At 35.1% G+C, this 12,263-nt stretch carries 11 protein-coding genes; 7 read left to right on the top strand and 4 right to left on the bottom strand.

The features are described from left to right. Positions 1–31 precede the first annotated feature (31 nt). From ABEG63_RS12860 to ABEG63_RS12845, 4 genes are all read right to left on the bottom strand, one after another. Positions 32–2,803, bottom strand: a complete 2,772-nt coding sequence (locus ABEG63_RS12860; protein ID WP_346585300.1) for a glycosyl hydrolase — start codon at positions 2,801–2,803, stop codon at positions 32–34. Positions 2,804–2,919: 116 nt separating this feature from the next. Continuing rightward, positions 2,920–4,245, bottom strand: a complete 1,326-nt coding sequence (locus ABEG63_RS12855) for a rhamnogalacturonan acetylesterase (RefSeq protein WP_346585298.1) — start codon at positions 4,243–4,245, stop codon at positions 2,920–2,922. Next, a complete protein-coding gene (locus ABEG63_RS12850; protein ID WP_346585297.1) occupies positions 4,245–7,100 on the bottom strand; it encodes a glycoside hydrolase family 2 TIM barrel-domain containing protein in 2,856 nt (951 codons plus the stop codon). The genes ABEG63_RS12855 and ABEG63_RS12850 overlap by 1 nt, the downstream gene beginning before the upstream one ends. Continuing rightward, positions 7,100–8,476: a glycosyl hydrolase family 28 protein gene (locus tag ABEG63_RS12845; RefSeq protein ID WP_346585295.1), complete on the bottom strand. Its 1,377-nt coding sequence runs from the start codon at positions 8,474–8,476 to the stop codon at positions 7,100–7,102. Before ABEG63_RS12845 ends, ABEG63_RS12850 begins: the two co-directional genes overlap by 1 nt. A gap of 221 nt (positions 8,477–8,697) precedes the next feature. Between ABEG63_RS12845 and ABEG63_RS12840 the strand changes: the two genes are divergently transcribed. The 7 genes from ABEG63_RS12840 to ABEG63_RS12810 all read left to right on the top strand — a co-directional run bounded on the left by ABEG63_RS12840 (position 8,698) and on the right by ABEG63_RS12810 (position 12,262). Then, positions 8,698–9,111 (top strand): DUF1801 domain-containing protein, encoded by a 414-nt coding sequence (locus ABEG63_RS12840; protein WP_346585294.1) that lies wholly within the window; start codon positions 8,698–8,700, stop codon positions 9,109–9,111. Positions 9,112–9,353: 242 nt separating this feature from the next. Beyond that, positions 9,354–9,731 carry a hypothetical protein gene (locus tag ABEG63_RS12835; protein WP_346585292.1) on the top strand — a complete coding sequence of 126 codons (378 nt, stop codon included), beginning with the start codon at positions 9,354–9,356 and terminating at the stop codon, positions 9,729–9,731. Positions 9,732–9,741: 10 nt separating this feature from the next. Further along, the gene (locus ABEG63_RS12830; RefSeq protein WP_346585290.1) at positions 9,742–10,263 is read left to right on the top strand and encodes a hypothetical protein; all 522 of its coding nucleotides are present in this window, start codon (positions 9,742–9,744) and stop codon (positions 10,261–10,263) included. Positions 10,264–10,271: 8 nt separating this feature from the next. Beyond that, positions 10,272–10,781, top strand: a complete 510-nt coding sequence (locus ABEG63_RS12825; RefSeq protein ID WP_312393991.1) for a hypothetical protein — start codon at positions 10,272–10,274, stop codon at positions 10,779–10,781. A 58-nt stretch (positions 10,782–10,839) separates the two neighbouring features. Beyond that, positions 10,840–11,322, top strand: a complete 483-nt coding sequence (locus ABEG63_RS12820; protein ID WP_346585288.1) for a hypothetical protein — start codon at positions 10,840–10,842, stop codon at positions 11,320–11,322. 36 nt (positions 11,323–11,358) lie between these two features. Beyond that, on the top strand, positions 11,359–11,736 hold the full coding sequence (locus ABEG63_RS12815) for a hypothetical protein (RefSeq protein WP_267402731.1): 378 nt from the start codon (positions 11,359–11,361) through the stop codon (positions 11,734–11,736). 10 nt (positions 11,737–11,746) lie between these two features. After that, on the top strand, positions 11,747–12,262 hold the full coding sequence (locus ABEG63_RS12810) for a hypothetical protein (RefSeq protein WP_346585286.1): 516 nt from the start codon (positions 11,747–11,749) through the stop codon (positions 12,260–12,262). Position 12,263: the final 1 nt, after the last annotated feature.

Genomic DNA, 12,263 nt, shown 5'->3' with positions numbered 1-12,263 from the left:
AAAGATTGTTAATTGCAGACTGTCATTAAAATTATTTTGAGAAATATACAGGAATTAATTGAATTTCGCCATCCAAACCTGAAGGTTGCACTTTCCAGTTGGAAGCGTCGAATGGTTTGTAATCGATGTTTACAAAATTAATTTCGTGGTAATTTCGCCACTGGATTTTATTTTGGTCCATATAACGAATTCGGTTTGCCATAAGGTTTGAAACCTCAATCTGAATGGTATTTTTTCCTTTTTTCAAGTATTTTCCGACATTGATTTCAAACGGAAGACTCCAGACAATTCCCGCATCTTGTCCGTTGATGATGACTTTTGCACTTTCATATAATTTGTCGAATTTCAGTACAAAATCATCGGCTTTTTTATTTAATTTGAACCAAGTTGTGTAAACTCCAGTTCCTGAAAAACTCTGCGTTGAAGCGTCTTCTGTGAAATTTGTCCAAGGTTGAAGTTTGTCCAAAGTTTTTGATTTCGGAAGTTCAGGACCACCTTCTTTGAAAGTCAGTTGCCAAGGTTGATTTAAAATAATCGGAACTTCTGTTTTCTCAATATATTTCCATTTTGAAATTGAATTATCTGGCGTTTCTGAAGCTTTTACAATTAAAGACTCTCCTGATTTCAGTTGAACTTTAACTGAATTATTCTGAATTTCAGCAACACCAAAATCTCCGTTTTCAGGAATCATTAAAGCAACTTGTTTTCCTGAATAATTTAACGGAATATTTTGATTGATTTCTTTTGACGTGTGATTGACTATGTAATAATATTTTCCACCGTCGAACTTTCTTCTGACGAATTTCAATCCTGTGTCTGCTAATTTTTCTCTTTCAATTTTTAAATATTCCAACGCTTTTTCAACATCAGAACTCAATACAATTTTTCCTTTTCCGAATGTTGCCGATTTTACATTTCCGTCTTGCTGAAAAGGAATTTTAGTCCATAAAGACTGTAATTCGTTTCTTCTTTTTTCAAATTCAAAAAGTCCCTGAACGTTTTTTGGCTCGCTTTGGAAAATCACTGAAGCGCCACTTTGAGCCAAGTTTAAAATATTTTTCAACGTTGATTCTGAGAAATAATTGAGTTGAGGAATAATTAAAACTTTATAAGAACCACCATTTTTAGAAACCTGAATATTCTGATTTTCAAACTTCGCTTCACCAATCATTTTATCCGAAATCATATCGAGAGAATAGCCGGATTTTCCTAATTTCTCAAGGTTTTCATAGAATACAGTCGGATGCAGCCACTTTTCAATATTATGAATTTTGAAAGCCATATCCTTTCCTTTCGGATTTGCCCATTGGTCGTAAACCGGCCAATACATCAGGATTTCATTATCCGATTTTCCACTTTGTAAAACTGATTGTGTTCTTTCGATGTAAGAATTTAAACCTTTGATATTTGGCCACAAAGAATTTTCAGGAACGAAATTCGTCGAAGCATAAAACAACCAGCCCGGAAACGGAACATCAGCCGGCGTATACGTCGTTCCGTGGTAAAAAATGTGATTAATTCCTGATAAAAAAATCTGTTCAGCTTCCGGTTTTACCTGTGACCAGGACGTTTTGAAATGTTCTGTGAGCCAAGTGAAAGATTCGTTGGAAATCAAAGGTTTTCCGGTAATGTTTGCCGCCGAAGATGCGAATTTCAGCATATTGATGTCGGGAATTTCCTTTGTATTGATGTCTTCCAAATTTCTTCTTAAACCCTGAATATCGAATTTTGTACTTCCGAAAGTTTCAGATTCAGGAATATTGACTGCGGCGTACAAATCCAGCAAATTTCCCGGCGAACCGTGTGCCTGATTCGTATTTTTTGAGCTTTTAGAATGTGCCCAATTCGTGAAATTTTCTGTAAAATTCTGCAAAATCAGTTCGCTCATCGTTTCGCGATAATCAGATTTTATTCTTCCCGCCAATTCGCTTTCTTCATCGCTCACCAAATATTTGATATACTGACTTAAATCGTAACCTCTTCTTTTTTTGAATTCTTCTTTAAAATCGGCAGTCCAATCTGCGCTGTAAACTTCATAACTATCATTGAAAAACGAACGGATTCCATAATTTGAATTTCCGAAGGCTTTATCAAAAGTTTTCAGATAATCTTTGGTTGCATCAGGCGAAAAATGGTCTAAAGTATAGCCATCACCACCCGGAGCGGCACGTTTTACTTTCTGCAAAGTTTTGCCTACAAAAACTGCGTAAATTGTCCATTTTCCAGAGGTTGGTTTCCAGTTTAAAGTTCCGTCTAGAGTCACTTTATCTGTTAAAACTACCGCTTCATTTTTTTCATTATAAGCGGTAACGATATCCAATTTTATGGTTTTTAAATTCTTCTGTTTTTCGTCTTTTAAAACAATCTTCTCAGAAAATTTTTCATTGAGCTGAATGCTGTAAGTCTGAACAATCATTTTGGTTGCAGCATCATTTTCATCAACCTGCGGTCCGCCAATTGGCCAACCTGTTCCGACTGCCATATCAACGCCCATTTTCAGACTTTTTGCTTTATCTGTCGTGAACTGCAGCATTTTCATCCATTCCGGAGAAAGATAATTGATGTATTTATTTTCAAACCTTTTTGCGCCATAAATCGGGACAATTTCTACTCCACCGAAACCTGCCTTGGAAAGGGTTGTCAATTGCTTGTCTAAACCTTTTTCGTCAACGGCACTTCCCATCCACCACCAACGCGTCCACGGTTGAGCGGTATTGGTTGCTTTTGGCCACGGATTCTGTGCGGAAAGATTTCCGAAAGCAAAACAGAGAACGCTTAGTTTGAGTATATTTTTAATTTTCATTTTTTAACTTTTTTATTTAACCACAAAAGTCACAAAAGAATTTGGACACATTAGTTATTTTAAGGGAGTGATTCGACTGCTTAGAAGAACACATTAGCTTTAAAAATCAAAGATTTTTAATTTCCATCAGGTTTTAAAGATTCCATAAAAACAGATTCCGGCCAATGGAATTTTTCAACATCATCGGGTTTATTGGGATTAAAATTTTTATAATTATTTGAAATATATTTCTTCAACGGTAAATTTTGGTCAACGATGGATTTTACGACACATTTTGCCAATTCATAAGCTCCGTAAGGATTGAAATGCGTATCGTCTGCCAAAACATTTGGTTGGTTTGAATAAGAATTCGCAGGATAATAAACAAATGCTTTCTTCGCCGCTTCCGGCCCCATCGCTTCGAACAATATTTTGCTTGATGCATTTAAATCAATCAAATCCACTTTTTCTTCTTTTGCAATTTCCCGCATCGCATCGGGAAAATCATCTAACGTATTGACTATTTTATTATTGTCATCAAAAACTCTGCGGTTCATCGAGGTTACCAAAACCGGAATTGCTCCCAATTGTTTTGCCTTTTGAATCCATTCTTTTAATCTTTTTCGGTAACCAGATTTTGTGCTATTTCCGGCTTTTTGATCGTTGTGACCAAATTGAATAAAGAGATAATCTCCAGCTTTCAGTTTATTCCAGATTTTATCGATTCGATGGCGGTCTTCGAAGGCTTTTAAAGTTTCTCCGCTTTCGGCATAATTGGCAATCACCACTTCATTCGGAACAAAAAAATACGGTAACATTTGTCCCCAAGAAGCCCACGGTTCATATTGTGCATCGACAACCGTTGAATCTCCCGTTAAATAAATAGTTTTCGCTGTATTGTTCGGTTGAATGATTATTGAGCAAACTTTTGGAGCTTTATCATTAAATTCAATCGTTAAAAGATTGTCCCAATGTAAATATTTTGTTTCTCTCGGTTTTAATTTTACAATTCCGATTTTTTCACCGTTTCGGTTTCGGATGATGCTGTCTTTTACGTGAACTGAAATTTGTTTTTCAACAATTTCACCTTCTTTTGTTTTAATATCGCTTAACATCAATCGACGATTTTCTACACGAACTGTCGTTTCCGAAGTACCTTTTGTATCGCCTAAATTCAGTTTAATATCATAATTTCCTTCAGGAATCGCCACCGAAAAATAGAACGGTTTCTCGCTCGTGATGAAATCTCCTGTCAAAGCATTTCCGCCATTATCAACAGATTTTAAACCAGAAATATCCATAAATCCGTAACCAATTTTTTTGTCAAATTTTGAAGTTGGAGTAATCGGAATGAAACTTTTTGCCACTCTGTCTCCGCCAAAATCAAATTTGAAACTGGTTTGTTGTCCAAAATAAAATGAACAGATAAATAGTATTAAAAATGACAATACTTTTTTCATCATTAATCCGTTAAAATATTTTCTTTTGGCATTGTGAACTGTTTATTTTCATCGCCCAAATCCGGCAATCCGAAATAGAAATATAAGGTTCTTTTAAACGTTCCATTCAGATGATTCGGTTCGCTTTCAGATCCTAAAGATTCGGTTTTATCGTTAATGTTAAACGCCAAAACAGTTCCTAACGGTGGAATCGCATCTAGGAAAGAAATATTCCCGCTTGGCAATTTCGGATAACCTTCCGCTCCGTAAATTCCGTAAAAATCGAACAATCTGACGAACATTTTTTCTTCTTTTGTTCCGACCGTAATTTTTCCTTCTGCGGTATCCAATTGCAACCACGAAACGTCATCAAAATAGCCTTTAAATTCAGGGTAAATCCAAGGTGATTGTCCGGTTCTTGTTGAGTTTTTTAAATTCTGCCAAACATTGTAAGCCTGTCCCTGAGTTCTGTTTTTCCAAACGTGATAAGGCCCTTTTCCGAGCCATTTTGCATTAATCACATAATTTTCAGGATAATCGAAACTTACACCTGCAAATTGATAATCTCCCGACAAAGAATATTCATAATTGAGTTCTAAAACTCCGTTTGAATTCAGTTTCCAAATAATTTTATTTCCGTTTTTATAATTGACTTCAATCAGTTGGTTTTGTCCTTCTGTAAAAGATTTTATGGATGATAATTCCATTGTACCATTCACGAAAACAGGTCCATTTTTGAAGGTCATTTTTTTGCCTTTCTTATCAACAATGACTGATTTTAATAAACCGTCGTTTTTCCCAATGATAAATTCTTTTTCGTCTGATTTTAAAATAAATTCAGCTTCATTTTCAGCCACAGAAACCGGAAATTCTTTAATTAAAGATTTTGAAAACTGTTTTGAAATTTCTTCATTTAATTTAATTTTCCAAGTCCAAGTGTAAATTTCTTTTCCGGCAGCATCGGTTGCCGTCAATAATAATCCTTCATTTTCTTTCCAGCTTGAAGGAAGATTTAAATTAATATTTCCTTTTTCTGTTGGGTGAATATTGGGTGATTCTGCTTTTCCTGTTTTAATAACATCAAAACCTGATTCTGGAGAAAAAGGTGTTTTGAATTTGACTAATTTCCATTCAAACTGACAATCTTTTAAATTCGTAAAATGATAACGGTTTTCCACAGGAATATTTCCTTTAAAATCATTCGGCAAGGTTTTCAAATCAATTTTTACCGGACTGTAAATTTCACGAATGGCGTAAAAACTGCCTTCTTTTTCACGATGTGGCCCTAAAACTCCATCTGGAGCGTTGATGGCGTTGACATCAATCTGATTATTGAAATCTGTCCGTACCAAACCTTCATCCACAAACGCCCAAAGGAAACCTCCTGCCCCTTTTTTGGAATTCCAGTGAAGTTCCCAATAATCGGCTAAAGAAGTTCCGCCACCACCGTCATCTTGTGCGTGTAAAAATTCGGTCGGCATATAAATATTTTCGCCTTCGAGGATATTTTTTGTGCTATAAAAATCTTCGTAATGATTGCAGTCGATGCCGTTGAAAGCATTTCCCGGCTTGTGATGGGCGTGAATTACGGGACGGTTTGACAAGTCATATTTTGCAAATTCTGCATCCAAATCAAAATTATGTCCGCCTTCATTTCCGTTGCTCCAGAAAATAATAGAAGGATGATTGGCATCTCTCGTCACCATTTCTTTCACAAGCTTTTTCCCGACTTCTGTGCTGTATTTTTTTTGCCAACCCGCCAATTCATCCAAAACGTATAAACCGAGCGAATCGCAAATTTTTAAAAACGATTTATTCGGCGGATAATGAGAGCAACGAACGGCATTCATATTCATTTCTTTGATGAGCTGAACGTCCTTTAAATCTATATTTTCCGTAACTGCTCTACCCGTTTCCGGCCACCAAACGTGACGGTTGATGCCTTTCATTTTTATCTTTGTTCCGTTAATGAAAATTCCGTCGCCTTTTCGGATTTCAATGGTTCTGAAACCGAATTTCTCTTCGGTTTGACTGTTTGTTTTCTTGTTTTTATTTAAAGTAAATTTTGCTTTGTATAAATTCGGAGTTTCGGCTGTCCAAAGTTTCGGATTTTTTATGGAAAACTGAATATGTTTTAGAGTATCTCCTTTTTGAATTTGAACCTGAGATTCGCCAACCAAATTATTCTTAACATCAAATAACTCTACTTTTATATTGTTGGCTGAATTGATTTCATTTAACTCAATATTCGAACGAAAAGTCCCGTCTGCTTTTGCTTCAATAGAAGTTGACGAAATATGTTCTTTAGGATTAGCTTCCAAATAAACAGGTCGGAAAATTCCACCTAAAATCCAGTAATCGGCTAATCTTTCTGCATTGTTGACGGATTTATCAGCCGACATTTTGGAAACTTTAACTTCTAAAATATTTTCTTTTCCGAATTGAATTTTATCGGAAATATCATATTTAAATTCATAAAAAGCGCCTTGATGAATGGGTCCCGCCGATTTTCCATTGATTTTCACTTCCGTGTCGGTCATTGAACCTTCAAAAACAATGTTGATGGTTTTTCTTTTCCAGGAATTCGGAACTGTGAATTTGTGTTTGTACAAACCTGTTTCGTCGTGAAATTTGAAGTTTTTACCATACGTCACATAATCGCGACCATAATTGTACGAACCGAAACCTTGCTGTTCCCAATGAGAAGGCACATTGATTTTACTCCAACTTCCTGATTTCCTTCCTGAATTTATCCAAAAATCCCATTCTTTGGTGTGTTCTGCATCTTTCCCAGTTAAGAATTGAATTTCTTTAGACTGAGAAAACAAAAGCTGTGAACAGACACATAAAAAAGCAAATATTTTGGAAGAAAAACTCATTATTTTGCGGCAATGTCGGAGTCGTCTTTTTTATCGTAAGATTGCGTAAGAGAAGCAACCTGCTCCACTTTAATATTTTTTTGTTTCAAATTCTGAACATGATTCAGGTTTTCCATTTCAGGTTTCAGAGCTTTGACTTTAAAATTTTCAAAATTGAAATCTTTTAAATCAAACAAATCTGATTTTTCAATAGAAAACGCTGTCTCGCAACTTAAATCTATATTTTTGATGGTAATATTATTAGCCAATCCTTTTCTCGGTCTTGCTTCACCTTTTAAATCAAAAAACTGATTCCATCCTTTTGCGTAAATGAAAGTTTTTACATTTCCTTTAATATTATCTAAAGTGATGTATTCGTAATGTTGAGGCGTGTCTGGACGCATTTTCAGGTGCAACAATCTTGAAGCATCTTTTACGGTAGAATTTCTGAAAATAATGTTGTAATTGTGAATCGATTCGCTTCCGCAAGTAAGCGCAGAATGGCAGAATCCGAAAGTATTGTCTTCGATGATGATATTTCTGTTTTCTCCGTTATTAGGGTCAACATCTGCTTTTGGACCTTTTCCACCTTTTAAAGCAATGGCATCGTCATTAACCGACATATAACAATTTTTCACCAAGAAATTTGAACAAGCATCAATGTCAATGGCATCTGTACTTGGCGCTTTTACAGGTTCTTTTGGAGCTAAAATCGTTAAGTTTAATAATTTTACGAATTGAGATTTGTAATAATGTGTACTCCAGAACGGCGAATTTTTCACTGTAATTCCTTCAATCTGAATATTTTTTGAATTGGAAACATAGATAATTCTAGGTCTCATTTCATCCATATTGGTGCATTTAGGATTCCATTCTCTTCTTTTCCAGAATGATTTCCAAAATCTCAGCCCGTTTCCGTCTAGCGTTCCTTTTCCTGAAATCGTGAAAACGTCTAATCCATCTGCATTAATTAAAGCCGGAAAATATTTCACAGTTTGACCTTCCATTCTTGTTGTTACGACAGGAAAATCATTAATATCGTCGCTTCCTTTTAATTTTGCACCGTTTTCTAAATATAAATGTGTTCCCTGTTTAAAGAAAAGTGAACTGATGAGAAAAGTTCCTTTTGGTACAACAATGACACCTCCGTTTTTTGAAGCTTCATCAATGATATTTTGAACCTGTTTTGTCTGAAGAATTGTGCTATCGTTCTTTACTCCAAAATCTGTAATGATGTATTTCTTTCCTAATTTATTGATATCTGTTGGTTTGTTTTCTTTAAACCATTTCGGAATAGCGGTTCCGTCGGGAAATTTATCCTGACTTTTTAAAGATGAAGAACCTGCAAAAACAATAAACAGTGTAAATATAAAAGGTGATATATTGTGAAATTTCATAATCTTTTTCAGAGAATTCTGAATTTATTTTAATTAAACGAATTAACAAAAATAAAAATATAGATTTTAGTAAAGTACAGCATCCTGCTCTTTCATGTGGATGAAATTTATTAATTTTTCTAAATCATTTTAAACAAATTTTACATCTGTTATTTTCGACTTTTTGTAGAATGAAGTTTTGTATATTTGAAATCATTTCATCATCATTTAATATCAGTTTTATGAATATTCAACATCTAATTGATGAATATATTTCTCATCAGCCTGAACAAAAATGCATTGATCTTCAGCATTTACATCAAACAATACTTGAAATAATGCCAAATTGTATGTTATGGTTTCTGGATGGCAAAAACGAAGAAGGAAAAGTAATTTCTAATCCGAATATTGGATATGGTTTTCAGACCTTGAAATACGCCGATGGAACTTCCAGAGAATTTTATCAAATTGGGCTGAGTGCCAATACAACAGGAATTTCCGTTTATATCATGGGTTTGGAAGATAAAAAATATTTAGCTGAAAAATTCGGAGATAAAATTGGAAAGGCAAGCGTAACCGGATATTGTATTAAGTTCAAATCACTGAAAAATATCAATATTGAAGTACTAAAAGATGCGATACAATCTGCATTGTAAAACAAAATAAATACAAAAAAAAGTTAACATCTGGAATTTGAAAACAGATTGCCAAGATTTTGGTAGAAAATAATGAAGGCAACTCAATCATTTGGGTTGCTTTTTTCATGAATTAATGAAAAGAATATTTTTCACAATACAAAAATCAAAAAAAAGTGAATAAATTCAAATAAAATCACACTTATTAGTGAAATATTTTATATATTCGCTAAAACTAAATTACATTCAAAAGATTAATAATTATGAAAAAAATTCTTTTCTCGGCAGTTTACGCCAGCATTTTTTGTGCAGTTATCTCATGTTCTACTGAAAGAAATTCTCTAACAACTACCGAAGATCTAAAATCTACCGAAATGACCTCTTTCGACAGAGCTTTAAAGGAAATCATGAAACCTGAAAACCGTTCTACACCTGAAGAGAAAGCAAGATGGGGAGCACAATTAAATGACAGATCACTGGATATTCTTTTCAATGCTTCATTACAAATGCTCGGTAAAAAAAGTAGTACCACTAAAGAAAACAACACCCGAGTTGAAAAAGAGAAGGTAATTGTACAGGCTACCAATCTTTATTTTTCTAAACTGAATACGATAAAATCTAATCAGAAAGCAGAAAACTAACAACTTGATTATGAAAAAAATACTTTTATCACTTTTTGTAACAAGTACACTTGGTTTGTGTGCACAAGGTAAACTGAATATATTCAATTATTCGTCTTACAGATTATCAAACTATTTAGTAGGGTCTAACCAGGCAAATAACTGTTATCCTAACGTAAGTGGAACCAATTATCCTTTATTGGTGCCGCCAAATACCAATATAAGTTATGATAGTTATTCTACCAGCAATCTTACCAATCCGCCAATCAATTCTTGGACGGTACAACTTAACGCAAGTAGCGGCACTCTACCTCCACAAATACCGGGAGCATCACCTCTGTTAAATGTTTTGGGCACGACTACAAAATGGCAGATGAACAAATTTTATGTGGAAGACCCAAGCGGTGCCCCTCTTTATTACAGTGGAGCTTCCATAGGAAATATTGACTGTAATGTTACGATTACCGACTTAATACCATCTGCTGCTACTCCATATCCTTTCAGTGCCTTTTGGTTTGATGTTGGAAATGACACTTATTTTGTAATCCAATAAAAATAATTATGAAGAAAATACTTATCCTTGCCTCCGTACTTGCAATTTCGTTTTGCTTTTCCCAAGGTAAATTATATATTGAGAATTATTCTAATTATGATCTTCAGATGCGTGTAATAGCCGGAAATCCTAATAACTGTGTTCCAGAAGTTGGAGCCAGCATGAATTTTCCTGCCAGTACCCAAGATGTGATTGAAAATTTTAACGATTCTCAACCTTATACTACCCATTGGTCGGCAATATTGACAGCAGGAGGAAATACATATCAGGAATATGCTCCTAATTCCGGATTACTAAATACCGTTTCTCCGCTTACCCGCTGGAAATTTCTGTGGTATCAAACAGTTTATCCCGGAACAACTAATGTAGCTTATGATACGGTGAATTTTAATATGGGCGAACCTTCTGCATTTCCAAATTGTCCGTTGCAAAGCTCACCATTTGTAGACGGAACATTAACAGATGCATTTTGGTTTTATATTCCATCTGAAAATGCAACCTATTTAGTAATACAATAAATTCAAAAAATCAGACTACAAAATATTAATACATATGAAAAAGATATTCACCCTTTCCTTGGGACTTGCATTTTCATTATGCTTTTCTCAAGGTAAATTATACTTACAGAATTATTCTAATTACGATCTGATGATGCGGGTAGTAGGCGGAAGTACAACTAGTTGTGTACCAGAAGCCATAACAAGTATGAGCTTTCCGGCGGCAACGCAAGCGGTTATTAATAATTATAATGATGCGTTTCCCTACACTACAGGTTGGTCTGTAACAACTACTATGGGAACAAACCCCATTGGCCAAACCATACCTTCCGGATTACTCACTGCTATTTCTCCTATTACTCGCTGGAAATTTGCATATTACCAGACACAAGATCCCGTTACGGGCAGTACTGTTTATGATACCGTAGATCATAATATGGGAGATTCAGCTGCATTTCCATATTGCCCATGGAATAGCTCAACTTTCATCGACGGAACTGTAACCGATTCATTTTGGTTCTATATTCCTTCTGACAATGCAACCTATTTAGTAATACAATAAATTTTAAAAATTAAACGAAATAAAATAGTAATAATTATGAAAAAAATTCTTCTATCGGCAGTTTTCGCCAGCATTTTCTGTGCAGTTATCTCATGTTCTACTGAAAGAAATTCTTTAACAACGACTGAAGATCTAAAATCTACCGAAATGACCTCTTTCGACAGAGCTTTAAAGGAAATCATGAAACCCGAAAACCGTTCAACTCCTGAAGAAAAAGCAAGATGGGGCGCGCAATTAAATGACAGGTCACTGGATATTCTTTTCAATGCTTCATTACAAATGCTCGGTAAAAAAAGTAGTACCGTTACAGAAAACAGCACCCGAGTTGAAAAAGAGAAAGTAATTGTACAGGCTACTAACCTCTATTTTTCTAAACTGAATACGATAAAAGCCAATCAGAAAGCAGACAACTAAGATTCTGAGTATGAAAAAACTATTTTTATCACTTTTTCTTACAAGCACTCTTGGTTTATATGCGCAAGGCACCATAAATATTTTCAATTATACCAACTATAGGCTGTCTAATGATTTGGTAGGATCTAATCAGGCAAGTAATTGCTATCCATCAATCAGCGGAACTAATTATCCTATCATGGTGCAACCGGGAGCGAGTGTAAGCTATACAGGCTATGCGACAAGCCATCTTCAAAATCCTCCCATCAACTCGTGGAACGTGCAACTTTCAGCAAGCAGTAGCCCTACCATCCAACCGGCAGGGGCACCCATACTGAATACTTTAGCTGCCATTACAAAATGGCAGATGACTAAATTTTATGTTGAAGACCCAAGTGGCGCGCCCATCCCGGTTAATAGCGGTATGTTGGGAAATATCGACTGTACCACTATGGTAACCGAGCTACAGCCATCTGCAACAACACCTTATACTTTCAGTGGTTTCTGGTTTGAAATCGGAAACGAAACTTACTTTATCATCCAATAAA

The organism is Chryseobacterium sp. C39-AII1 (assembly GCF_039672645.1).
Classification (GTDB): Bacteria; Bacteroidota; Bacteroidia; order Flavobacteriales; family Weeksellaceae; genus Chryseobacterium.
This window is presented reverse-complemented; position numbering and strand designations above follow the sequence as displayed.

Bases quoted from the DNA above. Each gene is read 5' to 3' on its own strand.
- ABEG63_RS12860 (WP_346585300.1), bottom strand. From the start codon at position 2,803: ATGAAAATTAAAAATATACTCAAACTAAGCGTTCTCTGTTTTGCTTTC.
- ABEG63_RS12855 (WP_346585298.1), bottom strand. From the start codon at position 4,245: ATGATGAAAAAAGTATTGTCATTTTTAATACTATTTATCTGTTCATTT.
- ABEG63_RS12850 (WP_346585297.1), bottom strand. From the start codon at position 7,100: ATGAGTTTTTCTTCCAAAATATTTGCTTTTTTATGTGTCTGTTCACAG.
- ABEG63_RS12845 (WP_346585295.1), bottom strand. From the start codon at position 8,476: ATGAAATTTCACAATATATCACCTTTTATATTTACACTGTTTATTGTT.
- ABEG63_RS12840 (WP_346585294.1), top strand. From the start codon at position 8,698: ATGAATATTCAACATCTAATTGATGAATATATTTCTCATCAGCCTGAA.
- ABEG63_RS12835 (WP_346585292.1), top strand. From the start codon at position 9,354: ATGAAAAAAATTCTTTTCTCGGCAGTTTACGCCAGCATTTTTTGTGCA.
- ABEG63_RS12830 (WP_346585290.1), top strand. From the start codon at position 9,742: ATGAAAAAAATACTTTTATCACTTTTTGTAACAAGTACACTTGGTTTG.
- ABEG63_RS12825 (WP_312393991.1), top strand. From the start codon at position 10,272: ATGAAGAAAATACTTATCCTTGCCTCCGTACTTGCAATTTCGTTTTGC.
- ABEG63_RS12815 (WP_267402731.1), top strand. From the start codon at position 11,359: ATGAAAAAAATTCTTCTATCGGCAGTTTTCGCCAGCATTTTCTGTGCA.
- ABEG63_RS12810 (WP_346585286.1), top strand. From the start codon at position 11,747: ATGAAAAAACTATTTTTATCACTTTTTCTTACAAGCACTCTTGGTTTA.